The sequence below is a fragment of the Rhodocyclaceae bacterium genome, from assembly GCA_020248265.1.
Taxonomy (GTDB): domain Bacteria; phylum Pseudomonadota; class Gammaproteobacteria; order Burkholderiales; family CAIKXV01; genus CAIKXV01.
In genome coordinates this window covers 25,617-51,762 of sequence record JADCHX010000004.1, presented here as the reverse complement: position 1 = coordinate 51,762, position 26,146 = coordinate 25,617, and the positions used below count along the sequence as shown (strand labels likewise).

Annotated in this window: 26 protein-coding genes and 1 pseudogene; 11 read left to right on the top strand and 16 right to left on the bottom strand. The window is 66.8% G+C overall.

All coding sequences use genetic code 11. The features are described from left to right. The 8 genes from ING98_03980 to ING98_03945 all read right to left on the bottom strand — a co-directional run bounded on the left by ING98_03980 (position 1) and on the right by ING98_03945 (position 8,364). A complete protein-coding gene (locus ING98_03980) occupies positions 1–876 on the bottom strand; it encodes a 3-hydroxyacyl-CoA dehydrogenase family protein (GenBank protein MCA3101008.1) in 876 nt (291 codons plus the stop codon). A gap of 31 nt (positions 877–907) precedes the next feature. Further along, the gene (locus ING98_03975) at positions 908–1,876 is read right to left on the bottom strand and encodes a tripartite tricarboxylate transporter substrate binding protein (protein MCA3101007.1); all 969 of its coding nucleotides are present in this window, start codon (positions 1,874–1,876) and stop codon (positions 908–910) included. An 84-nt stretch (positions 1,877–1,960) separates the two neighbouring features. Beyond that, positions 1,961–3,127, bottom strand: a complete 1,167-nt coding sequence (locus ING98_03970; GenBank protein ID MCA3101006.1) for an acyl-CoA dehydrogenase family protein — start codon at positions 3,125–3,127, stop codon at positions 1,961–1,963. A 1-nt stretch (position 3,128) separates the two neighbouring features. Continuing rightward, the gene (locus ING98_03965; GenBank protein ID MCA3101005.1) at positions 3,129–3,875 is read right to left on the bottom strand and encodes an SDR family oxidoreductase; all 747 of its coding nucleotides are present in this window, start codon (positions 3,873–3,875) and stop codon (positions 3,129–3,131) included. Between the two features lie 8 nt (positions 3,876–3,883). Beyond that, complete coding sequence (locus ING98_03960) at positions 3,884–4,651, bottom strand: enoyl-CoA hydratase/isomerase family protein (GenBank protein ID MCA3101004.1); 768 nt, start codon at positions 4,649–4,651, stop codon at positions 3,884–3,886. A 4-nt stretch (positions 4,652–4,655) separates the two neighbouring features. Next, on the bottom strand, positions 4,656–6,326 hold the full coding sequence (locus tag ING98_03955) for an acyl--CoA ligase (GenBank protein ID MCA3101003.1): 1,671 nt from the start codon (positions 6,324–6,326) through the stop codon (positions 4,656–4,658). An 11-nt stretch (positions 6,327–6,337) separates the two neighbouring features. Further along, positions 6,338–7,117, bottom strand: a complete 780-nt coding sequence (locus ING98_03950; protein MCA3101002.1) for an enoyl-CoA hydratase/isomerase family protein — start codon at positions 7,115–7,117, stop codon at positions 6,338–6,340. Continuing rightward, positions 7,114–8,364 carry a CoA transferase gene (locus tag ING98_03945; protein MCA3101001.1) on the bottom strand — a complete coding sequence of 417 codons (1,251 nt, stop codon included), beginning with the start codon at positions 8,362–8,364 and terminating at the stop codon, positions 7,114–7,116. The genes ING98_03950 and ING98_03945 overlap by 4 nt, the downstream gene beginning before the upstream one ends. 152 nt (positions 8,365–8,516) lie before the next feature. On the opposite strand from ING98_03945, the gene ING98_03940 reads away from it, so the two are divergent. From ING98_03940 to ING98_03930, 3 genes are read left to right on the top strand one after another with little or no spacing between them, the layout of a single operon-like run. Further along, complete coding sequence (locus ING98_03940; GenBank protein MCA3101000.1) at positions 8,517–10,109, top strand: sigma 54-interacting transcriptional regulator; 1,593 nt, start codon at positions 8,517–8,519, stop codon at positions 10,107–10,109. Next, the gene (locus tag ING98_03935; protein ID MCA3100999.1) at positions 10,106–12,178 is read left to right on the top strand and encodes a CoA transferase; all 2,073 of its coding nucleotides are present in this window, start codon (positions 10,106–10,108) and stop codon (positions 12,176–12,178) included. The genes ING98_03940 and ING98_03935 overlap by 4 nt, the downstream gene beginning before the upstream one ends. 13 nt (positions 12,179–12,191) lie before the next feature. Continuing rightward, positions 12,192–13,415 (top strand): CoA transferase, encoded by a 1,224-nt coding sequence (locus tag ING98_03930; protein ID MCA3100998.1) that lies wholly within the window; start codon positions 12,192–12,194, stop codon positions 13,413–13,415. Positions 13,416–13,445: 30 nt separating this feature from the next. On the opposite strand, the gene ING98_03925 is transcribed toward ING98_03930, so the two are convergent. The 5 genes from ING98_03925 to ING98_03905 all read right to left on the bottom strand — a co-directional run bounded on the left by ING98_03925 (position 13,446) and on the right by ING98_03905 (position 17,384). Next, a complete protein-coding gene (locus ING98_03925; GenBank protein ID MCA3100997.1) occupies positions 13,446–14,051 on the bottom strand; it encodes a CBS domain-containing protein in 606 nt (201 codons plus the stop codon). 147 nt (positions 14,052–14,198) lie between these two features. Further along, positions 14,199–15,188, bottom strand: coding sequence for a tripartite tricarboxylate transporter substrate binding protein (locus ING98_03920; GenBank protein ID MCA3100996.1), 990 nt, complete (start codon positions 15,186–15,188; stop codon positions 14,199–14,201). A gap of 49 nt (positions 15,189–15,237) precedes the next feature. Further along, the gene (locus tag ING98_03915) at positions 15,238–16,137 is read right to left on the bottom strand and encodes an alpha/beta fold hydrolase (GenBank protein ID MCA3100995.1); all 900 of its coding nucleotides are present in this window, start codon (positions 16,135–16,137) and stop codon (positions 15,238–15,240) included. Positions 16,138–16,194: 57 nt separating this feature from the next. Beyond that, complete coding sequence (locus ING98_03910) at positions 16,195–16,704, bottom strand: hypothetical protein (protein ID MCA3100994.1); 510 nt, start codon at positions 16,702–16,704, stop codon at positions 16,195–16,197. 20 nt (positions 16,705–16,724) lie between these two features. Further along, positions 16,725–17,384, bottom strand: a complete 660-nt coding sequence (locus ING98_03905; GenBank protein MCA3100993.1) for a sigma-70 family RNA polymerase sigma factor — start codon at positions 17,382–17,384, stop codon at positions 16,725–16,727. Between the two features lie 138 nt (positions 17,385–17,522). On the opposite strand from ING98_03905, the gene ING98_03900 reads away from it, so the two are divergent. The 6 genes and pseudogenes from ING98_03900 (at position 17,523) to ING98_03875 (ending at position 21,568) form a co-directional block, all read left to right on the top strand. After that, positions 17,523–17,882 carry a nitrile hydratase subunit beta gene (locus ING98_03900; GenBank protein ID MCA3100992.1) on the top strand — a complete coding sequence of 120 codons (360 nt, stop codon included), beginning with the start codon at positions 17,523–17,525 and terminating at the stop codon, positions 17,880–17,882. After that, entirely contained in the window at positions 17,879–18,232 is a 354-nt protein-coding gene (locus ING98_03895; GenBank protein ID MCA3100991.1) for a nitrile hydratase subunit beta, read from the top strand. The genes ING98_03900 and ING98_03895 overlap by 4 nt, the downstream gene beginning before the upstream one ends. A gap of 37 nt (positions 18,233–18,269) precedes the next feature. After that, entirely contained in the window at positions 18,270–18,968 is a 699-nt protein-coding gene (nthA, locus tag ING98_03890; protein MCA3100990.1) for a nitrile hydratase subunit alpha, read from the top strand. A 65-nt stretch (positions 18,969–19,033) separates the two neighbouring features. After that, positions 19,034–19,981, top strand: coding sequence for a GTPase (locus tag ING98_03885; protein MCA3100989.1), 948 nt, complete (start codon positions 19,034–19,036; stop codon positions 19,979–19,981). A 124-nt stretch (positions 19,982–20,105) separates the two neighbouring features. Beyond that, on the top strand, positions 20,106–20,996 hold the full coding sequence (locus ING98_03880) for an aminotransferase class IV (GenBank protein ID MCA3100988.1): 891 nt from the start codon (positions 20,106–20,108) through the stop codon (positions 20,994–20,996). A 221-nt stretch (positions 20,997–21,217) separates the two neighbouring features. Beyond that, positions 21,218–21,568 (top strand): annotated as a pseudogene (locus tag ING98_03875) (type II toxin-antitoxin system VapC family toxin). Between the two features lie 39 nt (positions 21,569–21,607). Here the strand turns inward: ING98_03875 and ING98_03870 are convergent. From ING98_03870 to ING98_03860, 3 genes are read right to left on the bottom strand one after another with little or no spacing between them, the layout of a single operon-like run. Beyond that, on the bottom strand, positions 21,608–22,588 hold the full coding sequence (locus ING98_03870; GenBank protein ID MCA3100987.1) for a tripartite tricarboxylate transporter substrate binding protein: 981 nt from the start codon (positions 22,586–22,588) through the stop codon (positions 21,608–21,610). Continuing rightward, a complete protein-coding gene (locus ING98_03865) occupies positions 22,585–23,622 on the bottom strand; it encodes a tripartite tricarboxylate transporter substrate binding protein (protein MCA3100986.1) in 1,038 nt (345 codons plus the stop codon). The genes ING98_03870 and ING98_03865 overlap by 4 nt, the downstream gene beginning before the upstream one ends. Next, positions 23,619–24,596, bottom strand: a complete 978-nt coding sequence (locus ING98_03860; GenBank protein ID MCA3100985.1) for a tripartite tricarboxylate transporter substrate binding protein — start codon at positions 24,594–24,596, stop codon at positions 23,619–23,621. The genes ING98_03865 and ING98_03860 overlap by 4 nt, the downstream gene beginning before the upstream one ends. Before the next feature lie 149 nt (positions 24,597–24,745). Here ING98_03860 and ING98_03855 point away from each other — a divergent pair, with 149 nt between their 5' ends. Both ING98_03855 and ING98_03850 read left to right on the top strand, forming a co-directional pair. After that, entirely contained in the window at positions 24,746–25,447 is a 702-nt protein-coding gene (locus ING98_03855) for a 3-oxoacid CoA-transferase subunit A (GenBank protein MCA3100984.1), read from the top strand. Further along, the gene (locus ING98_03850; GenBank protein MCA3100983.1) at positions 25,444–26,136 is read left to right on the top strand and encodes a 3-oxoacid CoA-transferase subunit B; all 693 of its coding nucleotides are present in this window, start codon (positions 25,444–25,446) and stop codon (positions 26,134–26,136) included. Before ING98_03855 ends, ING98_03850 begins: the two co-directional genes overlap by 4 nt. Positions 26,137–26,146 lie beyond the last annotated feature (10 nt).

The window sequence follows — 26,146 nt, the reverse complement described above, 5'->3', positions numbered from 1 at the left end:
TCAGCCTCCGAACATCGCGTTGGTCTCGTAGGTGTAGAACCCCTGGCCGGTCTTGCGCCCGAGGTGCCCGGCCGCGATCATCCTGCGCACCAGTGCAGGCACCGCGGCGCGCGGTTCATGGGTCGATGCGAACAGCGCTTCGGCAACCAGCAGATGCGTGTCGAGCCCGACCAGGTCGAGCAGTTCCAGCGGGCCCATCGGGTAGCCCAGTGCACGCTTGATGGCGAGGTCGATGTCGCGCGGCTGCGCCACCCCCGATTCGACCAGGCGTATCGCATCGTTGTTGAACGGCACCAGGAAGTAGTTGAGGATGAACCCGGGGTTGTCTCGGGTCCTGACCGGGGTCTGTCCCATCGCCTTGCAGAACGCCCAGGCGGCGTCGAACGTGTCGCTGCTGGTGCGGATGCCGGGCGACATCTCGACCAGCTTCATCAGTTGCGCTGGCAGGCAGAAGTGCATGCCGACGACGCGATCGGCGCGGCCTGAACCTGCCGCGATCTCGGTGATCGCGAGGGTCGACGTGTTCGACGCGAACAGCGTGCTGGCCGGACATACCGAATCGAGCTGTTGCAGCACCGCGTGCTTGGTCTGCAGGTCTTCGAACACGGCCTCGATGACGATATCGCATTCGGCCATGGCACCGATCTCGGTGGTGCCTTCCAGGCGGGCAAGGATGGCGTCGACCTCTGCCTGGGTCAGCTTGCCCCGCTGGACCGATTTCGCGAAGAAGCCTTCGGTCTGCTTGCGAGCGCGGTCCAGCGCCGCCTGGCGGGTGTCGTAGACGATCGTGCGAAAGCCTGCACGGGCGGCGACGATGGCGATGCCGGCACCCATCGTTCCGCTGCCGGCGATGCCGACGGTCCGGATGTCGCTCATTGCTGCGTCCTTTCCTCTTTCTGCGGCTCGGTCAGTCCGCGCTCAGCTGAAGCTCGCGGACGACTTTCGACCAGGTTGCAAGTTCGGTGCGGATGAAGGCGGCGAACTCCTCGGGTGTGCTGCCGACGCCCTCGGCGCCGACGGCCAGCAGGCGCTCCCTCATTTCCGGGGGAGCCAGGACTTTCGCGACCGCGTCACGAATACGCCGAACGACCGGCATCGGCGTGCCGGCCGGCACCATCACGCCATTCCACTCGATGGCTTCGTAACCGGGCACACCCGACTCGGCGACGGTCGCGACATCCGGCAGCATGGCCGCGCGGCGCGCACGGGTCACGCCGAGCGCGCGCAGCCGGCCGCTCTGAATGTGCTGGAGGGCTGCGGGGATCGTGGCAAACAGCAGCGAAGTCTCTCCCGCGAGCAGCGACACCACGGCCGGTCCGCCACCCTTGTAGGGCACATGGACCATGTCGGCGCCGGTCCGCTGCATGAACAGGCCAGCCGCGAGGTGGTTTGCCGTGGCGTTTCCCGCAGACCCGAACGTCAGTTGCGCGGGGCGCGCCTTGGCCAGGGCCAGCAGTTCCTTCACCGAGCGTACCGGCAGCGCCGAGTTGACCACCAGGACCATGCTCACCACGGACACCTGCGTGACCGGGATCAGGTCTTTCTCGGAATCGAACGGCATCTTCTTGATCATGCTGGGGTTGGCACCGAACGCGATGTTCGGCACGCCCCAGGTCAACCCGTCCGGCGCGGACTTTGCCGCAAGGTCAAGACCGATGGTCGAGGATGCGCCCGGCCGGTTGTCGACCACCACCTGCTGTCCGAAGTCGTCCGCCAGCCGCGGCGCGATGGTTCGCATGACGACGTCGGTCGAACCGCCGGGGGCGTACGGTACGATGATCCGCACCGGTTTTGAAGGGAATGCGGGCGCCTGGGCCAGACAACCGGTCGAAGCGATAAGCCCTGCAAACAGCAATGATGTCTTCAGATGATCCATCTGTGATCTCCTCCAGCGTTCGCGTGGACCGGCCAGGAGTCTGTTGCTCCCGTGGATGCTTTCTGGGCCGGCGTCGACCTGCAGCTACTTCTGCATGAAACTCCGCCCGATCAGCTGGCGGTGGACCTGGTTGGTTCCTTCCCAGATCTGGGTGATCTTTGCATCGCGCATCAAGCGTTCCACGCGATAGTCGCGGATGTATCCGTAGCCACCGAACAGTTGCACTGCATCGGTCGTGATACGCATGGCCAGGTCGGACGCCCGCAACTTGAGCATCGACGCTTCGATGCCGAAGTCGGTCGCTTCGGCGTCGACCAGCGCCGCGACATGCCACAGCCAGCGCTCGCACATGGCCAGGTCGGTGGCCATGTCGGCCAGCATGAACTGGATACCCTGGAATTCGACGATACGGCGCCCGGACTGCCGCCGCTCGTTGATGTAGGCGACTGCGTCCTCGAAGGCGGCGCGCGCGATGCCCAGGGCATGGGCCGCCACGCTCGGGCGCGACTTGTTGAGCGAGGCCAGCAGGATGCGCAGGCCGTCACCGGGCGCACCCAGCAGGTTTGCCTTCGGCACGCGGCACGACTCGAAGCTGAGGGCGGCGGTGCTCGAGGCGCGCAGGCCCATCTTGTCTTCCTCGCGGACCACCGACAGCCCTGGCGTACCTTTCTCGACGATCAACGCGGAGATGGCTGCCTTGCCGTCTTCGATCGTGCTCCATTTGCCGAAGACCAGATAGAGGTCGGCATGGGCGCCGTTCGTGATGAAGATCTTGGAACCGTCGACCACGATCTCGTCGCCATCTGGCGTGAACGACGTGCGCATGCCGGTGGCGTCGGAGCCCGCCGATGGCTCGGTGATCGTAAGGGAAGCAAGGCCACCCTCGACCATCACGGGCAGCAGCCGCTGCTTCTGCTCTTCGGTTCCGAAGTCGATCAATGGCTTGATCGCGTGGAAGTTGGTCGCCCAGATCACGCCCGTGGACGCACAGGCTCTGGACAGTTCTCGCACGCACTCGAGATAGGCGGTATACGACATCGGCGCACCGCCATAGGCCTCGGGGATGAACATGGCGTTCAGGCCCAGCGCGTTGATCGCGTCGACGTTGTCCTGGGGAAAGACGCCCGTTCGGTCGATCTGCTGCGCGTTCGGTGCGATCAGATCGCGTGCGAGCGCGCGCACGCTTTCGAGCAGCATCTGCTCGTCTTCGGAGAGATTGATCGTGCGATCGAGCCGGGTCAGCGCGTTCATGTCAGTGCGCGATGCCTTGTGCGCCGTCGAGATAGATCGTCTCGCCCGTCAGGAAGGGAATGTCTTCGGCCAGGAGCGCACCGATCAGCCGTGCCACGTCTTCTGCGGTACCGGACGCCCCCGCGGGGATGCGCCGCTTCAGGTATTCGTGGAGCGGACCGCTCTCGAGCGCTGCCCGGTTGAGGTCGGTCTGGATGTAGCCGGGCGCGATGTCGATCACACGGATACCCTTGCTGGCCCACTCGACGGCCAGGCAGCGGGTGATGGCACCAACCGCTGCCTTCGACGCGCAGTAGGCAAGGTTGCGCTTGACACCGATCCGGTCGAAGAAGGACCCGATGTTGACGATCATGCCTGAGCCGGCCTTCAGCAGGTGCGGATAGGCCAGCCGGCAGGCAGCGAACACCGCAGTGGTGTTGGTGGCCATCACCTGCTCGAAGCTTTCCGAAGTCATCTGGTTGCTGGGCGACTCGACATGGATGCCCGCATTGTTGACCAGTGCATGCAGCCCCCCGGCCTCACGGGCGACGCGCTCGAATGCTGCGGCGAGGCTTTGCTCATCGGTCACGTCGCATTGCACGCTGAGCAGGCGTCCGGCCAACCCCGCCGGCACCGGCGTTTCCACGCCCATCCCCTTGCGCGTGAGGCAGGCGACCGTGAAACCGCGGCGCGCCAGTTCGACGGCGATCGCTGCGCCGATGCCACGGCTCGCGCCGGTCACTGCAACCACCCGTTCATGCGTCGGCATATGCACGGCTATCGGTCCTTGAACTCGGGCTTGCGTTTCGCGCTGAATGCATCCATTCCCTCGGCCGCATCCTGCGTCTGGAAAGCCAGCGTCGACAGATCGGCCTCCAGCCTCAAGCCGTCCTGAAGCGGCAGGTCCATTCCTCGGGAGATCGCCGACCGGGCGAGCGCGAGTACCGGCAGGCTGAAGCCGGAAAACTCGCGTGCGAAGGCAATGCCCTCGGCGAGCGGATCGGCGCCGATGAGGCGGTTCACAAGACCGACCTGCAGCGCGTCGCTGGCGGTGAGCGTGCGCGCGGTGAGGATCATCTCCATCGCGCGCGACTCGCCGATCAGGCGCGACAGTCGCTGCGTGCCGCCATAGCCGGGGATGAGACCGAGCCGCACTTCGGGCAGCCCCATCTTCGCGTTGGCCGTTGCAAGCCGGAACGTGCATGCCATCGCCAGTTCCAGGCCGCCACCGAAGGCAAACCCGTTGATGACCGCGATCGATGGCATCGGAAGGCGATCGAGCCTGGCGAATGTCGTCTGGCCGAAGACCGCACCGTCATACTGGGCCTGCATCGACCGCCCGGTGAGCTCTTTGATGTCGGCACCCGCACAGAACGCCTTCGGGCCGCTGCCGGTGATGAGAAGCGCACGGGCATCGGTGACAGCGACCTTGTCGATCGCAGCGCCAAGGTCGGCGATCAGCGCGAACGACAGCGCGTTGAGCGCCTGCGGACGATTGATCGTGATCAGGGCGAACTCTTCAATGCGCGTCAGTTCGATCGACATGGCATCAGGCCTCGGTAGCAGCACGGACAGCAGCGCGCCGGATCGCCTGCGCGACGATGGCACCTGTGCGGGTCATCTCGATGAGTTCGCGCTTGAGCACCTTGCCACTGGCGGTCAGCGGAAAGGCTTCAAGGGTCACCCAGTACTCCGGCATGTCGTAGCGCGACAGGCCGGCGGCATCGAGGTGTTCGAGCATCGCCTGGGCGTCGATCTGCGCCCCGTTGCATGGAATCACTGCGAGGCAGACACGCTCACCCAGCCGGGCATCGGCGATCGGAAACGCCGCCGCCTTCAGCACGTCGGGGTGCTTCATGGCGAGGTTCTCGATGTGCGCGGGGTGGATGTTGTGGCCACCGCGAATGATCAGGTCTTTCTTGCGGCCGACGATCTGCAGGTTGCCATGCGCGTCGAGCCGGCCGAGATCGCCACTCATGAACCAGCCGCTCGCGTTGAACGAAGACTCGGTGGCGAACTGGTTGTCGAAATAGCCGAGCGTGAGCAGCGCGCCGCGCGTGCCGATTTCGCCGATCTCGCCGGGGGCGGCTTCGAGGTCGGGGTTCTCGGCATTCCACAGCCGCGTCTCGTACCCCGCGCAGGCCCGTCCGCAGGTACCGGTAACGACTTCGACCGGGTCGTCGGGCAGCGTGTACTGGTGCGAGCCGTTCTCGGTCATGCCGTACACGTTCAGGGTGGAAATGCCCATGTCGAGGAAGCCATGGCAAAGCTCCGGCGCAATGGGCGCGCCTGCCATGTAGAAGATGCGTACCGCACCCAGGTCTTGCAGGCCCCTGCGGCGCGCTTCGGCCAGGATGTCGATGCCGTGGGTCGGCACGCCCATCACGTAGGTCGAGCCGGTTTGCAGGATCCAGTCGAGTGGCTTGACGCCCGCGGGCGGATCGTTGATCACCAGCTCGAAACCGGCCACCAGCGACTGCAGTACGGCGACCGTGGCGATATGGTGCGACAGCGGGCTCAGCGAGCACAGGATCGTGGAAGGGTCGTGGCCCCAGTCGTGGACCATCGCGCGGGCATTGGCCAGAAGCGTGTTATCCGAGTGCATCACACCCTTCGGGGCACCGGTAGTTCCCGAGGTGAACGCGAGGTAGCAGACCTTGTCCGGGTTGGTGTCCACGGGCGGCGCATCGACGGCGTGGTCGCCGCCGGTCGATGGCAGTGGCGTCTCTGCATCCCGGTCTTTCGAGAAGCGGTAGAACCGCTTCATCTTCGGCAGGCCCTCGACGGCTGCGAAGATGTCGAAGCGCTCGCCATCGGCCCCGTACTCGGACTGCGCAAACAGGGCCGCGCAGCCCGTGCGTTCGAGCAGCGACATCACGTCGGCGCCGGTGTAGTTCTGGTGCAGCGACGGATTGCACACATATCCGTTGCGCGAGCAGGCGAGCATGATGACGACGCATTCGGCCCGGTTGGGCAACCAGATGGCCACCCGGTCGCCGCGGCGCAAGCCCGCGCCGTGCAGGTCGGCCGCCAGGCGGTCGACCTGAGCCAGCAGCGTGCGCCATGTGAGGCGGACGCGGCTGTCGCGCAGTGCGAAGGCGTCGGGGCGTTCGAGCGCATGCTTTTCCAGCAGCGAATAGAGCGTGTCGTCGCGCCAGTGGCCCGCTTCGTAGTACGCGCGCGCAACGGCAGGATCGTGCAGGGTCAGCAGCGTGGTCATGATGCGTTGCGTCAGTGGCCCATCTTGTCCGGATCGGGCTTGCGCTTGCCGCGGAACGCTTCGCCCAGTTCCTTCGATTCGTCCGTCTCGAGGTAGAGCCTCAGCAGCAGATCGTGGCTCACCCGTGCAAGCCCGCCGACCCCGCCATGCCTTGCGGTGAAGGCGGCCTTGACCGCTGCCAGCGCGAACGCGCCGCGTTCGCACATCTCCATGGCCATGCGCGTGGTTTCCTCGCGCAGCTGGTCGTCCGGGACGACCTTGTTGATCAGGCCCAGCGCGAGCGCTTCATGGGCCGACAGCCTGGGGTTGGTGAACCACATCTCCTTGGCCTTCTTCTTGCCGACGAGGTCTTCGAGATACCACGTTCCGTACCCCGCGTCGAAGCTGCCCATCATCGGCCCGACCTGCCGGAAGACGGCGCTTTCCTTGGCGATGGTAATGTCGCACATCACCTGCAGCACCTGGCCGCCACCGACCGCGAAGCCGTTGACCGAGGCAATGACAGGCTTCTGCAGCCGCTCGATGCTTTCGTAGATCTCCAGCGTCGGCAGCATTCCGGCGTAGAGGGTCGTGTCTTCCATTCCTTCCTTGCGGCCGCCGATGCAGAAGAATCGATCGCCTGCCCCCGTGATCACCAGCACGCGGGTTCGCGTCTCGCGGCGCATGTCGTCGATGCAGTCACGGATCTCGTGGCACATCTGCGCGGTGAACATGTTGCCGTCGTCCGGGCGGTTCAACGTCAGCCAGCCGATGGGACCCTGTTCTTCATAAAGTATGGTTTCGTAGCTCATATGACGTTGGCCTCGCGAAGTGCGGAGATTCTCTTGTCGTCGTAACCCAGCAGGTCTCCAAGCAGCGCGGCAGTGTGCTCGCCCAGCAGGGGCGGCGCGCTGCGGTAGGTCGAACGGTTGCCGTCGACGCCGATGCCCAGCCCCACCTGGGGAACGCGCCGGGCATCGGAAGCCGACGCGCTGTAGAACAGGCCGCGGGCCACCAGTTCTTCGTCGTGCACCAGCTCGTCGACACGGTTTACCGGGCCAGCCGGTACGCCGGCAGGCGCCAGCAGCGACAGCCAATGATCGCGCGGCCGAGTCTTCAGGATCTGCTGTATGTCGCTGACGATCTGCGACCGGTGCTCGAGTCGCCCGGCGTTGCTCGCATACGCTTCGTTGCCCGCATATTCAGGATGGCCGATCGCCTGCCAGAACCTTTTCCAGATGGCATCGTTGCCCAGGCCGAGCGTGAGCGGTTCGGTCGACGTGTCGAAAACCTGATACACGGCGATGACGCTGTCCCTGGCCCCGGAGCGCGCCGGCACGCGACCCGAGCCGAGGTAGGGGACGATGCGAGGCGACATGAAGCGGGTCATGCTCTCGACCATGGCGATGTCGATCTGATGGCCGCGGCCCGTTGCGCGCCGGTCGAACAGCGCGCTGGCGACGGCGAAGGCAGCGTCCATGCCCGACACCAGGTCGGCGGCCGGCGTACCAACCTTCTGCGGCGGATTATCGGCCTCGCCGGTGAGATCCATCACGCCACTGTAGCCCTCGGCAATGAGGTCGTAGCAGGCAAGATCGCCGCGCTGTCCAGACAGGCCGAACCCCGTGATCGACACATGCACGAGGTCGGCGCGCACTGCGGCGAGCGCGGCGTAATCGATGCCGAGCTTGCGCTGGACCCGTTCGACCAGGTTGACCACCACGACATCGACGTGCCGGACGAGGTCGTGCAGTACGGCCCGACCCGCCTCGGATGCATAGTCGAGGGTGAAACTCTGCTTGTTGCGGTTCACGCTGAGGAACCAGAGCGACTCACCATCGAGGAATGGCGGCCCCCATGCACGGGCGTCGTCACCGCGGCCCGGCCGCTCGACCTTGATGATCTCCGCACCCATGTCGCCCAGCATCATGGTCGCGTAGGGCCCCGCAACAGATGTTGTCAGGTCGAGTACGCGAACCCCCCGGAGCAGACCCTCGCCCGCCGGGGCAGGTGGCGGCAACGAGTCGAGCGGCAACGGCGAGGCAGTGGTCTTGGACATGGCTTGCGATAATGCAAGGCCCATGCCACCGGTGTCGCCGTACGCGCGCCCTAGGAACGGCTTGCGAACCGTGGCGTGTCCGTGTTCTCATTGAGGACACGGTGACATACAGTGTCCTCGATAAGGACGCGGGCGCCGGGGCGGAGGAAAGGATGTCTCATCGGCGGTCTGGCATCGGCGTGCTGGTCACGGATCGACAGGGCCTGGTCCTGCATGTGAGCGATCTCATGGAGAACCCGAGGGTACGCGAGGCCGCGCTTGCGTGGCAGCCCTCGCAGCCCGCGGACATGAACGTGGTCGAAGTGGACGGCCAGCGGTTGATACTCATGTACCGCGCCGGCCACGACACGTCGGTGCGCTTCGCCCACCAGGCAGGCGTGGAGGACGCGCTGTTCGACTTCGTTGCCAGTGTCGACTTCGCCTATGCGATTTTCGAGCATCTGTTGAGCAGCCCGTATGAAGCGATGACCGTGGTGGACGACCGCGGCTGCGTTCGCTACATCAGCCCCGTCCATGCGCGCTTCTTCGGGCTCGCACCGGGCGAAGGTTTCGGGCGCCACGTGACCGACATCATCGAAAACACGAGGCTGCATGAAGTAGTGCGCACCGGAAAGGCCGAGATCGGCCAGGTACAGAGCATGCGCGGCGTGGCCCGGGTCGTCAGCCGTATTCCGATCGTCTCGGGTTCGAAAACGGTGGGTGCGATCGGTCAGGTGATGTTCAAGGCCCCCGAGGCCGTGCATGACCTCTCGCGGGAAGTGACGAGGCTGCGCTCCGAGGTCGCGTACTACCGCCGGGAACTGTCCGACATGAGGCTTCGCGGCAGCATGGTCGACCAGATCGTGGGCACCAGCAGTGCCGTGCGCAAACTGAAGGCGGACATCGAGCGCGTGGCACCACTGGATGTCCCGGTCCTGCTGATCGGAGAGAGCGGCACGGGCAAGGAGCTCGCGGCGACCGCGATTCACGCGCTGAGCACGCGCCACGGCAAGCCCATGGTGTCGGTCAACGCAGCGGCGTTGCCCTCGGGGCTGGTCGAGAGCGAGCTGTTCGGGTACGAACCGGGCGCGTTCTCGGGGGCCGACCGCAAGGGTCGCCACGGCCGCTTCGAGATGGCGCATCGCTCGACGCTGTTCCTCGACGAGATCGGCGACATGCCGATCGAGGTGCAGGTCAAGCTGCTGCGGGTGCTCCAGGACGGACAGTTCGAACGCGTCGGCGGATCGACCAGCACCCAGTCCAACTTCAGGCTGATCAGTGCCACCCACTGCGACCTCGAACAACTGGTCGGCACCGGTCGTTTCCGGCTCGATCTGTTCTACCGGATCAGCACGGTCGTGCTGCGGCTGCCGCCACTGCGCGAGCGGCTGGAGGACATCCCGCTGCTCGCCGGGCATTTCCTCAAGGCCTTCGCGCAGCGCAACGAGCGCATGGCCAAGGACATTTCGCCCGAGGCGTGTGCCGTGCTTCGAACCTTGCCCTGGCCAGGCAACATTCGCCAGCTCCAGCATGATCTCGAGCAGGCGGCTATCTTCAGCGAGGGCAATGTCATCGGTGCCGACGACCTGCCGCGCCGCGCACCGATCCACTCCGGAACCATGTCGCACGTACGCGAGACCCTCGAGGATGTCGAGTTGAAGATGATCGAGGACGCATTGATCCGCTGCGCCGGAAACAAGAAGCAGGCCGCCAGTGAACTGGGCATCTCGCGCTCGCATCTCTACAAGCGGCTGGCACGGCGTTGAAGGCCACTATGATCGAGCGCCCCGATGGCCCGCTGACCGGCCTGGTCGTCGTGGAACGCGCCGGCAGGCTGTCGGTCAGTGCCTGCGGCTTCCTGCTTGCCAGCCTGGGGGCGCGAGTGATCCGGGTCGAACAGGCTGCCGATGAGGCGACGGTCGCATCGGCACCCACCGCGCTCGAGCGATTGCTGATCGGAGGCAAGACACGCGTCAAGGCCGACGACTTCCAGTGGTCCGAGGCGCTTTCGATCGCGCGCGTCGTCCTGCTCTCGGGCGGAGATTCGGATCCACTGCTTGGCATGCTGCGCGCAACCATCGACCGCCTGAATGATCCTGCCGCCCCGCCGTCGGCCGCTCGCGGCCATGTCCCCTCGTCGGTCGTCTGCTGTATTTCCGCGCAAGGCCTGGGGCACCCGGACCTTCCCGAAGAAGCCACCGATGCCCTGATACAGGCATTGGGCGGGCTGATGGCCGTGACCGGCGAGCCCGAGGGCGAGCCGGAGTTTGCACGCGTGCCGATCGGCGAATCGAGCGCCGCGGTGATCGCCAGCATCTCGGTGGTGGCGTCGCTCCTTTCACCTCAGTCGCAGATGATCGACCTGAGCCTGGTCGAGATTGTCGCCGACCAGCTCAGGTCGCATGTATCGCTGCTGCAAGGCGGGCAGGACAGCGGATTCCGCTCCGGCTGTGGTCATCCTCTGTGCTGTCCGTGGAATGCCTATCGCGCGCTCGATGGCTGGATACTGATCTGTTCGGCCACCGACGAGCACTGGACCGCGATCGTCGAGTCGATCGGTGAGGGCGCGCTCGCCCGCGATCCACGCTATGCGACGCGTTCGGCGCGCCTTGCGAACCGGGCTGACGTCGACCGGCTGCTGCAAGACCGCACACAAAGCCGGACCGTCCGGGACCTGCTGGAGGCACTTGGCGCGTCTGGCGTGCCGGTGGGGCCGGTCGTCCCTCTAGGGGAGGTCGCCTCGGACCGCGTGCTGCAGGCCAGCGGCAGCGTCGAGCGCTATCGCTCGGAGGCGGTGTCGCGGGTACCCGTGCGCATCCGGCCAGTCGGCCTGGATCCGGCAAGGCCGCGGCGGCCCGAACCGGCCTGCGCCGAGCAGCCCGGCGCGCAACGGCATGCGCTCTCGGGCACTCGAGTGGTAGAGCTGACCGTGTATGCGGCCGGGCCCCTGGCCGGTTTCGGACTCGCCAGCCTCGGCGCAGAAGTGACGAAGATCGAATCGCCGGATGGCGAAGCATGCAGGCAGTGGCAACCCCAGTTCGACGGTGTGAGCGGCTATTTCGCCAACTACAATGCCGGCAAGCGCTCGCTCTGCCTCGACCTGCGCAACGAGCAGGACCGCCAGCGACTCTGGGCCCTCCTCGATCGGGCCGATGTATTCCTGCACAACCTGCGGCCGGGCGCGGTCGAGCGGCTCGGATTCGGCATCGACCCGGTCGTGCGGCGAAACCCGCGCATCGTGTACTGCGCCATTTCGGGATACGGCAGCGACGGCCCTTCCTTGCCGGCGCTCGATACCGTGATCCAGGGCCACGGAGGGCTGGCGTCGGCGGTGGGCGACGGGTCGGTACCACTTCGCATCGGCTATTCGATCGCCGACCAGCTGACCGGCCACTTCGCCGCCACCGGGATCATCGCGGCATTGCACGCCGTTGCCCGTACGGGACAGGCGCAGCATGTCGACATCGCGATGGTCGATGCCATCGCCTGGCTCACGCACCTGGCCTGGGCCGACGGGGACGCGTTACCACCGACCCGCATGGTGCGCGCGCGCGATGGCTGGGTAGTGGCCGCCTCGGCAGAGGTGCCCGCCGAGTCGCTCCTCACGCGGGCTGCACTCGTACAGGCGCTGACAGGGTCGGGCATCGCAGCAGTGCCGGTGCTCGAAGCCGGCGAAGTACTCAAGCAGCCGCCACTGGCTGCCCGCGGTTCGCTGCACTCGGTGCAGGCACCGCTCGGACATTGCATGATCGACGTGTTCGCAGCCCCGTTCGGCATCCCGGTATCGGTACCGACCCGAATGGCCCGGCTCGGAGAAGACCATTCAACGACATGAAAGACCTGGAAACATGAACGGCAACCTTCCGCTCTCCGGCGTGCGCATCGCCGACTTCAGCCGGCTGCTGCCGGGGCCCTTCGCCACACAGATGCTCGGCGCACTGGGGGCAGACATCATCAAGGTCGAAGAGCCGGTCACGGGTGACCCCAGCCGCCACAGCTATCCTCGTTACCGGGAGAACAGTGTCTATTTCCATGCGGTCAACACGAACAAGCGCAGCATCGAGATCGACCTGCGCAGCGAACAGGGCAAGGAACAGGCGCGCCGGCTGATCGGACACTGCGACGTCGTCGTCGAGTCGTTCCGGCCGGGGCTGATGCGCAAGCTGGGCCTCGACTACGGCAACGCGAAGGCGATCAATCCGGGCATCATCTACTGCTCGATCAGCGGCTTCGGACAGACCGGGCCGCTGTCCCACGTAGCCGGCCATGACCTTGTGATCCAGGCGATGACCGGCCTGATGGGCTGCGCCCCCGACGGATCGGCGCCAGTGCCCGGCCTGCAGGCGGCCGACTTCGCCGGAGGTCTCTACGCGGTGATCGGCATCCAGGCCGCTCTCGCCCGCCGTGCCAGGAGCGGCGAGGGCTGCGAAGTCGATCTGGCGATGTTCGAAGCCCTGCTCGACCTGTGCCTCATTCCGCTCAGTTCGGCGTTTTCCAGGGCAGCCAGCGGGTCGGGTGAGCCGCGGATGGAAGCCTTCGGGGGCAATCCGAGGTACTCGACCTACCGGACGAAGGATGGGCGATACGCCGCGGTGACGCTGCTTGAAACGAAGATATGGAAGGAGTTCTGCACCGCCATCGGTCGCCTGGACCTCGTCCACGCCGACGAGTCGCCGGCCGATCGCCTGAGCACGCACGGCGAGCGCGGGCTTGCGTACCGCGCTGCACTGGCAGAGTACTGCGCGTCGTATACATGGGCCGAGATCCTGTCGCACATGGAGCGTACCGGCATCGCGATCTGCCCGGTGTGCAGCCCGCAGGATACGATGGATCTCGCGCACGTCAGCGCACGCGGATCGATCGACTACTTCAACCACCCACAGGAGGGACGGATACCGCATCTGGTCAGTCCGTTCGCCACGGCAGGGCTTGCCCTGCGGCATCCGGTACCCGCGCCCTCGCTAGGACAGCACACCGCGGAGATCCTGCGCGAGCTGGGATACTCGGAAGATCAGATCGCATCCCGGGCGGCACGATCCGTACCTGCGGCTGGCTCGATCACGACGGCGTAACGTATCGAGCACCTCGCACTGACCTCGCGGTCAGTGCGCCAGCGAAGCCTCGATCTCGGCAAAGGTCCGCGCGACCTCCAGCGGCTGGGGCTGCACGCGGCCTGTCGGGCCGAGCTGGCGTTCGATCTGGGTGGCGGAGAACACGCCGCGCACCGCCTGTGCGCCATCGGCAAGCGACTCCACCACGAGCGCATGCTGGCGGCCCGAACCACGCAGGCTGGCGAGCACATGGCCTACGCGCGCATGCAGTACGTCCTCGACGCGGAACGCCTCCAGCCGCGTACGCGGCGTCATGATGTCGCGCACCAGCAACTCGGATACCGGCACGCCGTTCTGGCTGGCGGCCAGAACCGGCCGCTCGCCGAGCATGTCGTTGAGCGTCACCAATCCTTCAATGTGGCCGGTGATATCGACGCAGAAAAGCATGCGTACGCCGCGGTTGCGCATGCGCTCGCGGGCGTGTGCGACCGAATCGCCGGCACGCACCACGACCGCAGCATTACGGCGCAGGTCGGTCATCGAATCCAGGGCAGGGCTCTCGAGCGTGACACGATCGGGAAGCGCCTGCGCCGGTTGCAGGATGCCGGCACCGGCGAGGACCGTGACCACCGGCAGGGGGTTGAACTCGTCGAACATCGCGATCTCCCTAGGCAATGGGCGCCAGGGCGGTGGCGCCGGGACCACGGCCGCGGGTGCGCGACCGTGAGACAACAGCGACATGCTGCGCCCTGGAGGCTTACGACGGCCTTTCCGTGACGCAGATCGTCGCTCCCGGTCGGGCAACTACTGCGGCCGTATCCCCGCCGCCTTCATCACCTTGCGCCACCTGGCCAGCTCGCTGCGCAGGTAGTCGCCGAACTGCTCGGGCGTGCTGCCGACGACCTTGCCACCGGCCGCCTCCAGCGCGGCACGCAGGTCGGGCGCATCGCGCAGCATCGTCACGATCTCGGCATTGAGCCGCTGTACGATCTCGCGCGGCGTGCCGCTGCGTACCACCACCGCATGCCAGGATTCGGCGGCAAAGCCCGGATAACCCTGTTCCGCGACCGTCGGCACGTCGGGCAGCGGCGCGAAGCGGCCCGGCGAGGACACCGCGAGCGCACGCAGCCGCCCGGCCTTCACCTGCTGCACCATGATGATCGGGGTCAGCATGCCCATCGACACATGGCCGGCCATGATGTCGCTCGCAGCGGGGTTGTCTCCCTTGTAGGGCACGTGGGTGAGCTTCATGCCGGCGGTCAGGCTCAGGTACTCGGCTACCAGATGCGTCGCCGTGCCCTGGCCAGTGGTCGCATTGGTGAGTTCGAGCGGCTTCGATCTCGCCAGCCGCACCAGTTCCGCCAGCGAACGCACCGGCAACGAGGGATTCACCACCAGCACGAACGGAAAGGTCGCGACCAGCGTGACCGGCGCCACGTCCTGCAACGGATCGTAGACCGGCTTCTCCTGGCCGGCCGGGGTGGTGGCGAGCACACCGGCCGCGCCGACGAACAACGTGTATCCGTCAGCGGGCGCCTTGAGCAGCGCCTCGACGCCGATCATGCCCGCAGCGCCGGGCCGGTTCTCGACCAGCACCGGCCGGCCGAGCGCGTCACCAAGCCGCACGGCGATCATGCGACCGGTGGTGTCGACTGCGCCGCCTGCGGCGAACGGAACGATCATCCGCAACGGCTTTGCGGGCCACACTGCCGCAGGTGCCTCGGCGGCGGGCGCGACCGACGGGAGTCCTGCAACCGCCAGAAGGCCGATCGACACCAGCGTACTTCGTTTCATCTTCTTCCTCCCCGAGCGACGGTGCTTCGGACGGCACCGCGCGCCACCCTCAAAGGTACTGCCGGTACCAGTCGACCGTCTCTTTCATGACGACCTCGAACACCTCGGCGTTGATCTCCTGGTAGACCTCCTTGTGGTCCATGCCCGGGATGATCACCAGCTTCTTCGGCTCGCCCGCCTTCGCATGCAGCGTGCGCCCTTCCTCCACCGGCACCATCGTGTCGCGCTCGGTGTGGATGAACAGTGCGGCACGCGGCGAGATCCGGTGCACCACATCCTCGGGACGGAAGGTCATCGCGGCGTCCACGCTCTCCAGCGGATAGCCTTCCGGGTACTGGCCCTCGTAGCGCTGCCCTTCGGCATAGGCATCGGCCTGGCGCTGGGTGATTCCCGGGCCCTGCGGGAACAGTACCTGGTAGGGGAGCCGCTTCGACTGCCCGGTCATGACCCGGCGGATGCGGTCCTCCTTCAGCTCGTCCATCAGCCTGAGCATCTCCCAGGTCGGGCGCTTGCTGCGCGTCCAGCGCTCACCGTTTGCCGGGCCCGCGACCTCCACCACGCAGCGCACCCGCTCGTCGATGGCCGCTGCATAGGTCACCGTCGCGCCGCCGAAGCTGACCCCGAACAGGCCGACCCGCGCCGGATCGACCTCCGGCCGCTGCTGCATGAAGGTGACCGCGTTGACGATGTCGCTCACCTGTTCCATCGGGATGTTCCGGGTGCGTACGCCTTCGCTGTCGCCGAAGCCACGGTGATAGAAGATCAGCGCCACGTAGCCGTGCGCGATCAGGTAGCGGGCGAAGGCCGGCATGTAGACATCCCGGCGGCCCGAGTTGCCGTGGACGCAGATCACGGCGGGGCGCCGCTCGCCCGGCGCGAGGCCATCGGGCACGTAGATCCGGGCCGAGATCTTCAGGCAATCGCTGTAGTAGAACAGGTCTTCCTGCATGGCAGCTCCTCCAGTGTCGATGGGGAAGATACGACAACTGGCTGGTGCGGCGGAACGTCACTCCTCCGGACGGGGCGGCCCCTTCCCTGTCGCCTCCAGGATGGCGGACAGCAGATGCGCCGGCGGGGCGAAGCGTTCCGACAGGCGCAGGGTGCGCGCGAGGCACTGGTCGCAGCGGGAGACGTGGCGAACATCGACGAAGAAGTCGGCCGGCGTACGCAAGCGCTCGTCGAGCGCGCAGGCGAGCAGCGCATGCAGCGCATCGTCGGCCGGATGGCGCGGAAGGGAATCCCGGGGGCTGACGCATCCGGTCACACGCTGGTAATCGACTGCTGCTGCAAGCGGCGCCTCGGGCTCTTCTGCGTCGAGTTCGTGGACGATGTCCAGATCCGGCTGCAGCGGCAGACCGCGGAACAGGCCAACCATCAGCGCGAGTTCGAGCAGCGCCTCTCGGCATGCCCGACATCCCTGGACGTGGAAACTTTCAACGGTCACGCCGCTGCCCTGCGTGTCGTCGAACAGCAGCGCGTCCAGCTCGGCGGCATCCAGGTGGCCGCGCGTCTGCATACGCTATCCCTGCCGCGCGCTCATGCCAGCAGCCACGGACGCTCGCCCAGCCGGGACGACAGGCAGTCGCGCAGCGCCTGTGTACCCCGCGATACCCGCTGCGCCGCGCTGGCCTGCGACAGACCGAAGATGGCGGCGATCGACCGCTGGTCCAGTGCATACTGGTATCGGCCAGCGATTGCCTTTTGCTGCCGGGGCGGCAGCTTGTCGTAACTTTGAACGATGAAGTCCCGCAGTTCGGCGAGCAGCGGGTCGGCCTGGGGATCGCGGTCGGAAGGGGGAATGCTAGCGCTGGCGTCCTCGCGCTCGGCATCGTTCGCAGGGAAAAGGTCATGGACCGGACGGGGTCGGCCACGCGCGAACGACAGTGCTTCGTTGTTCACGATTTCGCGCAGGAATCGCTCGAAGGCCGTACCGTGCCACAGGCGCAGCCGCCAGCAGTCATTCTCGCGCAGCCGCACGAAGACCCTCCGGGTCACGTCGACGGCATCATGGTGCCCGAGGCGGGCGTCGCGGCAGGCGCTGCAGTAGATGAAGCGGACGTACTGGCGAACGAAACGATCGATGCTGTCGGGATCGCTGGCAATGACGGCTTCGATGAGGGTGCGGTCAGCGTCTAGATCAGAATGGATAGTCATTCGGCCGGGGACGAAATTTTTAGCAACCGTGACATAATGCACTGTTTTCGGCTCGAATGTGTGATTGGTGTTCCGGTTGGCTGCAAATATCCCGCTGATCAGGCGCGATCGCGGCCCACGATCGCGGCCCGCGGTGCTATTGGACTATGCTTTCTGCCCGAGCCTAGTGAAGGGACGACCATGAGCGATACAGACCACAAGCGCCTGGCGGCCGACATCGGCGGCGACCGGGCCGGCCCGGTGGACACCGCAGACCACGGCATGAAGTTCTGGGAGAAGCAGGCGAACGCGATGCGTTCGACGCTGAGCCGCAAGGGCATCACGCGCACCGACGAGCTGCGCCGCGCGGCGGAAGAGCTCGGCGAGCGCTACGCCGGGCTGGCCTACTTCGAGCGCACGACCAGCGCGCTGCGCACCATCCTCATCGAGAAGGGCCTCATCACCGAGGACGAGCTCGCTGCGAAGATGGCTGAAGTACGGGCGCGCTTCGACGTACCGCGCGCTACGCAGTCCCCACCTGCGCAGCCGGGTGGTCAATGAGCGCGGCATCCGCGCCCTCCGCCTCCGGTGCGCCGGTCGACGCCCTGTCGGCCTACACGCCCGCGCCCGGGCATCTCTACAACGTGGGCGACCGGGTACGGATCCGGCGCAGCTATCCGCCAGGCCATCGCCGCACGCCCGATTACATCAAGGGCAAGACCGGCGTGATCGAGCGCATCTGCGGTGCCTTCCCCAACCCGGAAGAACTCGCCTACGGGTTCGCGGGCGAGCCGAAGAAGGTCCTCTACCGTGTGCGCTTCATGCAGAACGCTGTCTGGCCCGACTACCAGGGGCCGACGCACGATCTCATCGAGATGGAAATCTTCGAGCACTGGCTCGAGCCGGCCTGAAGCGGTCCGCAACCCTACCCGCCCGGGGAGTCACGACATGCACGATCATCCGTTCGACCACTACGCCAACCGCCGCCCCGGTCGTGGCCATGGACATGACCATGACCACGATGCGCACCATCCGATAGAAGAGCACGACGACGGCCCTCCTTCGGAATACGAGATCATGAGCCGCGCCATGCAGGAGCTGCTCGAGGCGAAAGGCATCATCACCGCCGATGAAGTGCGCGAGCGCATGGAGATCTTCGACGAAGAGTTTCCGTACCGCGGCGCGATGGTGGTGGCGCACGCATGGAGCGATCCGGCATTCAAGCAGCGCCTGCTCGCCGACGGCAAGGCTGCCATCTCGGAACTGGGCATCGGCATGGAGGCCGAGCGCCTGATCGCGGTCGAGAACACCCCCGAGGTGCACAATGTCATCGTGTGCACGCTGTGTTCGTGCTATCCGCGAACCCTGCTCGGCATGCCGCCGACCTGGTACAAGAGCGACAACTACCGCGCACGGGTCGTCTACGAACCACGCGCAGTCCTGAAGGAATTCGGCACTGAACTGCCCGACGACGTGACGATGCGCGTGCACGATTCGAACGCCGACATGCGCTACATCGTGGTGCCCATGCGTCCGGCCGGCACCGAAGGCTGGAGCGAGGAAAAGCTCGCCGAGATGTTGACCCGGGACACGCTGGTGGGCGTGACCGTGCCGCGCGTTCGCAAGGATTCGCCTGGCAGTGCGTGACTATCCGCTGCACGCGGTGATTGATGCCCCTGATTTCCAGGCGCCACCACCCCGCAGGAGACAAAATGACCGCTGAAGAACAACGCGCGCTGCTCGCCATTGCACTGCTGGCTGCATTCTCCGACGGCGACAAGTCCGACGCCGAGCGTGATGAAGTGAAGCGGATCGTGCGCAATCTCAGTGGCCAGGCCGCCGGGCTCGACGTTTCGGCGCTGATGCAGGACGTGCTGCTCAAGCGCCTGGGCGTGCCCGACGCCTTGGCTGCGCTGAAGGCCCCGGAGCATCGCCAGCTGGCCTACGAACTGGCGGTGTGCGTCTGCGATGCCGACGGCTTGCAGTCGCCGGCCGAGCGCCACTTCCTTGTCGGCCTCAAGGCAGCGCTGGGTGGCAACGTCGACACGGCGTTCGTCACCCAGGCCGACGGCCTGGCACGCGAGACCGATGCGCTGGTCGCGGTCAGCGCGGATGCAGCGCCTGCCAGCCCCATCGATCGCGCGGCGCTCGACCAGCGCATCTTCAACCGGGCCGTGCTCTGCGGTGCGCTGGAACTGCTGCCGCAAAGCTGGGCCAGCATGGCGATCATCCCGCTGCAGGTGAAGCTGGTACACAGCGTCGCGCAGGCCCACGGCGTCACGTCCATCGACGCCGGCATGGTGAAGGAGTTCATCGCCACGGCCGGTGTCGGCCTGACCGGACAGTACCTGGAACAGATCGGCCGGAAGCTGGTGGGCGGCCTGCTCGGCAAGGTGATGGGTGGGCTCGGCCGCGGCGTGGGCAGCGCAGGCACCGGCATGGCGATGAGCTTCGCGACCACCTACGCCCTTGGGCAACTGGCCGTGCGCTACTACGGCGGTGGCCGGCAGATGAGCACGGCGCTGCTCAAGCAGACGTATCAGGATCTGCTGGTGAGCGCGAAGCAGATGAAGACAAAGGCGCTACCGCAGATCCAGCATCAGGCGCGCACGCTGGACGCGAGCAAGGTGCTGCAGATGGTGCGCCAGCCCCTGGCGTGAAGCGGGGTCGCGCACCAGCAAACCGGATACCGGAGCGGCGGCGCGCCCCTGACCGGTCCCCTATACTGGGCCCGCCCGCACGCGCCCGTCCCCGGGCCAGCCCGAAACCCAGCCGAGGCCCCGCATGGCGAACGCGCCCGAGGTGTATGTAAACGGCCGCTACCTGCCGGCCGACCAGCCGCAGGTCTCCTTCTTCGACTGGGGCTTCCAGTTCGGCGACGGCGTGTACGAGGTGATCTCCACCTGGCAGGGGACAATGTTCCGGCTCGACGACTACCTCGACCGGCTCGACGCATCGATGCACGCCGCCTGGCTGGATCCCGGCATGAGCCGCGCGCAGTGGCGCGAGGCCGTGCTTGAGGTCACGCGGCGCAGCGGACTGCGCGATGCGGGAACGAAGATCATCGTCAGTCGTGGCGCGCAACCGCCGGGCACGAACGACCTGCGCCTCTGTCAGCCCAACGTGTTCATCGCCGCCTCGCCCTACATGTTCCTCGGCACCGATGAGCAGCGCGAGCAAGGCATCCGCTTGATGATCGCGCACCAGCGCGGGATGCCGGCCGACACGCTCGATCCGCGCTACAAGCACATCTCGCGGCTGCAGTACAACCTCGCGCGGATCGAGGCGGCCGAGGCAGGCTATGACGATCTCGTCTGGCTGTCGCACGAGGGCCATGTGCAGGAGGCGCCCCGCTCGAACCTGTTCGCCGCGCGCGACGGCGTGCTCTACACTCCGGCCGCCGGCGTGCTCCATGGCATCACGCGCATGACCTTCTGCGAACTGGCACGTGAGCTCGACATCCCGGTCGAGGTGCGCCCGCTCACCGCCTTCGACCTGTTCGTCGCCGACGAGGTGTTCACCTGCAGCACCTCCGGCGCGGCGCTGGCGGTACGAGAGGTCTCAGGGCGTCCGGTGCGCCAGGCGGTGCCGGGGCCGATCACGCGCAGGCTGCAGGAAGCCTACTGGCGGATTCGTGCCGAGGGGCGACATGGGACGCAGGTGTATCCGGGCTGAGGTAGCGAGCCTGATCGGTTCCCAGGCATGCCGGGTTTCCGGCCCGAACCGGTGCGTACGGGCGTTGGCGGCGCGAGACCCTCAGCCCATAACCTGACCTTTCAGGTCAGAATGGGCAAACCCGTGGGTACGTGGCAAATGCAGGCGGCGAAGGCGCCCCTGGCCGAGACCGAAGACATCGAGTTCCCGCGCGACCGCAGCCCTGGCCGCGAGGTGCCGCTCTGAGCTACCTGATCGCCACGAACGCGCTGTCGGAACTGCGGCGCCGTTCGCCCGATCCCGGCGTGCCTGCATGGTTCGAAGGTCGCCGGACCCTGACCCTTTACCTCTCGGTGTCGACGATTGGAGCACTGCGAAAGGGTATCGACGGGCTGGCGGATGACCCGCGCAAGCACACCCTGCCGGACTGGCTGCAGGCGGACCTGCCGCAGTTCTTCGCGGGGCGGGTGCTCCCGATCGACGCGCGCGTTGTCGACCGCTGGGGCCAGTTGGCCGCTCGCGCAGGACGGCCGCTGCCGGCAATCGACAGCCTGCTCACCGCGACCGCTCTCACCCACGGACTGACGCTGGTCGCCTCGAATCCGGGCACCCCGGATTCGGACTACGTGCGCCTACTCGAGCGTGGCGCCGGCGAACTTCACCGCATCGCCCCACTTCGTCCACTCGGACCTCAACATGTCGGCGAACTCCTGCGGCGTGCTGCACCACGCATTCGCATCCATCGCATCGAACTTCGCGTTGAAGCCCGCGTCCCTGCACGCCGGGCGAATGGCGTTGTAGAGGACGGACAGCACCTCCTTGGGCGTGCCTGCCGGGGCGACGAGCCCGTTCCATGTCGATACGAAATAGCCCGGGAAACCCTGCTCGGCCACGGTGGGCACCTCGGGCATCTGGTCGAGCCTCTTCTCGCTCGACACGCCGAGCACGCGCAGCTTGCCGCCCTTGTAGTAGCGCAGTACCTCGGACACGCTGCCGAAAACCATGGGCACGTGACCGCCCATCAGGTCGGCGATCGCCGGAGCGACGCCCTTGTAGGGCACGTGCACCATCTTCAGTCCCGCGCGCTGCAGGAACAGCGCCATCGTCAGATGTGCGGCCGACCCGTTGCCCGACGAGCCGTAGACGAGCTGGCCCGGCCTTGCCTTCGCGAGCGCGACCAATTGCTGCACGTTCTTCGCCGGCAGGCTCGGATGCACGGCGAGCGCGAAGAAGCTGGTCGAGATCACCGAAATCGGCACGAAGCTCTTGAACGGGTCGTAACGGACCTTGCCCATGTGCGGCACGATCGACATCTGCGCGAGCGAGGCCATGAACAGGGTATGGCCGTCGGGCGGGGCCTGAGCGACGAACTCGGCGGCGATCGTTCCGCTCGCCCCGGTGCGGTTCTCGACGGTGACCGGCTGCCCGAGCGCCCGGGCAAGCCACTCGGCCGAAAGGCGTGCGACGCTGTCGGTGCTGCCGCCGGGGGCGAAAGGCACCACGATGCGGATCGGCTTGTCGGGCCAGCCAGCATGCGCGGCGGGTGACCCGCCGATGGCGGCGAGGATGGCGACCGCCGCAGTCGTCGTGGCAGCGCGTCTCGCTGCGCTCATCGGCCCAGCCCAGCCGCCTTGACCGCTTCGGCGTAGACCGGCTGCTCGGCCTTGATGATCGCGGCCATCTGTTCCGCGGTGGAGCCGATGGGTTCGACGCCGAGCTGTTCAAGCCGCTCGGCGATCGCGGGTTCGCGCACCAGCGACTGTATCGCTGCCGATACCGTCTCGATGACCGCACGCGGCGTCTTCGCTGGCGCGAGCATGCCCTGCCATGCAGTGATCTCGAAGCCGGGAAGCACCTCGCCCACCGACGGGATGCCAGGCAACTGCTTCAACCGCTGCGGCGTCGACACCCCGATGACGCGGATGCGCTCGTTCTTCGCGTGGCTCATCACCTCGCCGGAATTGCCGAACAGCATCGGAACCTGTCCGCCGATGAGGTCCGCGATCGCCGGGCCGCCGCCCTTGTAGGGAATGTGCACCATGTTCAGGCCCGCACGCGCGAGGAACAGCGCACCGGCCAGGTGCCCGACCGAGCTCTCGCCCGGGGATGCGAAGTTGAGCTTGCCCTGGTTCGCCTTCACGTACTCGATGAACTCGCGCAACGTCTTCGCCGGCACGCCGGCGTGGATGGCGAGCACCAGCGCACCGCGGCCGAACACGCTGACCGGGGCGAGGTCTTCCAGCTTGTAGTTGACCTTCTCGGTCATCGGCACGCTTGTCGTCTGCGCCGACGAGGCGAACAGCAGCGTGTAGCCGTCCGGCGCGGCGCGCGCGACGTATTCAGTGGCGATGGCGCCGGTCGCGCCGGGCATGTTGCGCGGCAGGAACGGCTGGCCGAGCCTGCGCGACAGCCCTTCGGAGACGATCCGCGCCTGGATGTCGGTGGTGCCGCCCGGCGCGAACGGAATGATCACCGTGACCGGCTTCACCGGCCACGCCTGCGCAGGCTGTGCGTGTGCGGAGTCCGCCGCGAGCAGGAGCGTCCCGGTGGCGGCGGCAACGAGGCCGGCAGCCGATGCGTGCAGCAAGCCGCGACGGAAGGGACGGAAAGGACGTGAAGGGTCGAGGAAGCGCGTACGCAGGCTCATTTCAGCAACCCGGCTGCCTTGACCGCTTCGGTGTAGACCGGGAGCTCTGCCTTGATGATCGCAGCCATCTGCTCCGGCGTGGTCGTGGTGGATTCGATGCCGAACGACTCAAGCCGTTCGATGATCGTCGCGTCCTTCGACAGCCCCTGGATCGCGGCGGACAACTGGTCGATGATCGCGCGAGGCGTCTTCGCAGGTACGAGCGTGCCCTGCCAGGCGGTCAGCTCGAAGCCGGGTATCGCCTCGCCGACGGTGGGCACGTTCGGCAACGCGCGAAGGCGCTGGCGCGTCGACACCGCCAGGATGCGCAGCCGCTCGTTCTTCGCGTTCGCGAGAACCTCGCCCGAGTTGCCGAACAGCAGCGGGATCTGTCCTGCCATGACGTCCGTGACCGCGAGTCCGCCGCTCTTGTACGGAATATGCACCATGCTGATGCCAGCGCGCGCGGCGAACAGCGCGCCTGCGAGGTGCGACACCGACGCCTCGCCCGACGAGCCGTAGCTCAGCTTGCCAGGATTCGCACGGGCGAAGTCGACGAACTCCTGCAGCGTCTTCGCCGGCACGTTCGCGTTGACCGCGAGGATCAGCGAACTGCGCCCCGATGCGCTCACCGGGGCGAGGTCTTCCAGGCGGTAGCTCACCTTTTCGACGAGCGGCACGCTGGTCGTCTGAGCCGAGGAGGCGAACAGCAGCGTGTAGCCATCGGGAGCCGCGCGGGCCACGTACTCGGTGGCGATCGCGCCGGTCGCACCCGGCATGTTGCGTACGATGAACGGCTGGCCGAGCTTTCGCGAAAGCCCGTCGGCAATCAGTCGACCGAAGATGTCGATCAGGCCGCCCGCGCCGAACGGTAGAACCATCGTCACCGGCTTGACCGGATACGCGGCTGCAGGCTGGGCGGCTACGGGCAGCGCAGTCATCGACAGCAGTAGCGCGCCTGCCATGGCAAGCGCGGATCGGCGAGTTCGACTCATCGGCTCTCCTTCGCGATGTGGCCGCGTTCCGGTGTGATCACATCGGCGATCCGCGGCCAACAGCATTTTGCTATCCTAGCATTTTGGTCGCGACGCGCATGCATGCCGTGCATGCATCGTCGCCTATAGAAGAATTGCCGGGAGATGGCGTGATCGACAAGACCGTGGCCGACTGCCGCGCCGCAGTGGCCGATGTGCGCGACGGCGCGACGATCATGCTAGGCGGCTTCGGCAACGCCGGCATGCCGGCACGGCTGATCGAGGCGTTGCGCGAGACGGGCGCACGCGACCTGGTGATTGTCAGCAACGGTGCAGGCACAGGGCCGTTCGCGCTCGGTGCGCTCTTCGGTGATGGTCGCGTGCGCAAGCTGATTGCCTCGTTCCCGGCGCCCTCGTCGACGCAGTTCAGAGAGCGCTACCTGAAGGGCGAGGTCGAGCTCGAGCTCGTGCCGCAGGGCTCGCTGGTCGAACGCATCCGTTGCGCAGGCGCAGGCCTCGGCGGGTTCTACACGCCGGTGGGCGTCGGCACCGAGCTGGCGCGTGGAAAGGAAGTCCGTACCCTGGACGGGCGTGACTACCTGTTCGAGCGCGCGCTGCGTGCAGACTTCGCCTTCCTCAAGGGACACCTCGGCGATCGCCTCGGCAACGTGATGTACCGCGGCACGATGCGCAACTTCAACATGATCATGGCAACGGCGGCGGACCAGGTCGTGGCCGAAGTCGACCGCCTCGTCGGGGTCGGGGAGATTCCGCCCGAGCAGGTACACACGCCCGGCATCTTCGTCGACCGACTGGTGCAGGCTGACCGCCATCCGAACCTGCTTGAACAGCCGAAGGAGGGCGGCGCATGAGTCTCACCCGCGACGGCATCGCCTGGCGCATCGCGCACGACCTGCCCGAGGGTGCCTACGTCAACCTCGGCGTCGGCATGCCGGTGCTGGTGGCGAACTTCCTCGATCGCAGCCGCGAGGTGTTCCTGCACAGCGAAAACGGCATCCTGGGTGTCGGGCCTCGCCCGGCGAAGGGCGAGGTCGACCTCGACCTGATCAGCGCGGGCAAGGGCTTCTGCACGCTCGCGCCCGGCGCGGCGCTCTTCGACCAGCCGATCTCCTTCGCGATGATGCGCGGCGGGCACCTCACGCACGCGATCCTCGGCGCGATCGAGGTCGCAGCCAACGGCGACTTCGCGAACTGGAAAGTGCCCGGCGAGGCGGTGCCGGGCGTCGGCGGGGCGATGGATCTGGCCGTGGGCGCGAAGCGTGTCTGGGTCGCGATGACGCACGTCACCAACAAGGGCGCGCCGAAGATCGTCGAGTGCTGCGCGGCGCCGCTCACGGCGCGCGCCTGCGTGAAGCGCATCTACACCGACCTGGCCGTCATCGACGTGACGCCGGACGGCTTCGTGCTGCGCGAGACCGCACCCGGCTGCGACATCGAGTCGATCCGCGCCAGGACCGGCGCGGCGCTCGCGGTCGCGAGCGACTGCCGGACGATGGAAATCCCCGAGGTCGCTGCCGACGGCACGCGCCTCGCGAACTGAGGAGCAAGGC

What these genes read in the sequence shown, in the direction of transcription:
- ING98_03880 (MCA3100988.1), top strand. Translation starts at nt 20,106, where the DNA reads ATGGCGAACGCGCCCGAGGTGTATGTAAACGGCCGCTACCTGCCGGCC.
- ING98_03965 (MCA3101005.1), bottom strand. Translation starts at nt 3,875, where the DNA reads ATGCCGACGCATGAACGGGTGGTTGCAGTGACCGGCGCGAGCCGTGGC.
- ING98_03930 (MCA3100998.1), top strand. Translation starts at nt 12,192, where the DNA reads ATGAACGGCAACCTTCCGCTCTCCGGCGTGCGCATCGCCGACTTCAGC.
- ING98_03960 (MCA3101004.1), bottom strand. Translation starts at nt 4,651, where the DNA reads ATGTCGATCGAACTGACGCGCATTGAAGAGTTCGCCCTGATCACGATC.
- ING98_03945 (MCA3101001.1), bottom strand. Translation starts at nt 8,364, where the DNA reads ATGTCCAAGACCACTGCCTCGCCGTTGCCGCTCGACTCGTTGCCGCCA.
- ING98_03850 (MCA3100983.1), top strand. Translation starts at nt 25,444, where the DNA reads ATGAGTCTCACCCGCGACGGCATCGCCTGGCGCATCGCGCACGACCTG.
- ING98_03940 (MCA3101000.1), top strand. Translation starts at nt 8,517, where the DNA reads ATGTCTCATCGGCGGTCTGGCATCGGCGTGCTGGTCACGGATCGACAG.
- ING98_03950 (MCA3101002.1), bottom strand. Translation starts at nt 7,117, where the DNA reads ATGAGCTACGAAACCATACTTTATGAAGAACAGGGTCCCATCGGCTGG.
- ING98_03900 (MCA3100992.1), top strand. Translation starts at nt 17,523, where the DNA reads ATGAGCGATACAGACCACAAGCGCCTGGCGGCCGACATCGGCGGCGAC.
- ING98_03885 (MCA3100989.1), top strand. Translation starts at nt 19,034, where the DNA reads ATGACCGCTGAAGAACAACGCGCGCTGCTCGCCATTGCACTGCTGGCT.
- ING98_03925 (MCA3100997.1), bottom strand. Translation starts at nt 14,051, where the DNA reads ATGTTCGACGAGTTCAACCCCCTGCCGGTGGTCACGGTCCTCGCCGGT.
- ING98_03955 (MCA3101003.1), bottom strand. Translation starts at nt 6,326, where the DNA reads ATGACCACGCTGCTGACCCTGCACGATCCTGCCGTTGCGCGCGCGTAC.
- ING98_03980 (MCA3101008.1), bottom strand. Translation starts at nt 876, where the DNA reads ATGAGCGACATCCGGACCGTCGGCATCGCCGGCAGCGGAACGATGGGT.
- ING98_03910 (MCA3100994.1), bottom strand. Translation starts at nt 16,704, where the DNA reads ATGCAGACGCGCGGCCACCTGGATGCCGCCGAGCTGGACGCGCTGCTG.
- ING98_03975 (MCA3101007.1), bottom strand. Translation starts at nt 1,876, where the DNA reads ATGGATCATCTGAAGACATCATTGCTGTTTGCAGGGCTTATCGCTTCG.
- nthA (MCA3100990.1), top strand. Translation starts at nt 18,270, where the DNA reads ATGCACGATCATCCGTTCGACCACTACGCCAACCGCCGCCCCGGTCGT.
- ING98_03970 (MCA3101006.1), bottom strand. Translation starts at nt 3,127, where the DNA reads ATGAACGCGCTGACCCGGCTCGATCGCACGATCAATCTCTCCGAAGAC.
- ING98_03915 (MCA3100995.1), bottom strand. Translation starts at nt 16,137, where the DNA reads ATGCAGGAAGACCTGTTCTACTACAGCGATTGCCTGAAGATCTCGGCC.
- ING98_03865 (MCA3100986.1), bottom strand. Translation starts at nt 23,622, where the DNA reads ATGAGCCTGCGTACGCGCTTCCTCGACCCTTCACGTCCTTTCCGTCCC.
- ING98_03870 (MCA3100987.1), bottom strand. Translation starts at nt 22,588, where the DNA reads ATGAGCGCAGCGAGACGCGCTGCCACGACGACTGCGGCGGTCGCCATC.
- ING98_03895 (MCA3100991.1), top strand. Translation starts at nt 17,879, where the DNA reads ATGAGCGCGGCATCCGCGCCCTCCGCCTCCGGTGCGCCGGTCGACGCC.
- ING98_03860 (MCA3100985.1), bottom strand. Translation starts at nt 24,596, where the DNA reads ATGAGTCGAACTCGCCGATCCGCGCTTGCCATGGCAGGCGCGCTACTG.
- ING98_03920 (MCA3100996.1), bottom strand. Translation starts at nt 15,188, where the DNA reads ATGAAACGAAGTACGCTGGTGTCGATCGGCCTTCTGGCGGTTGCAGGA.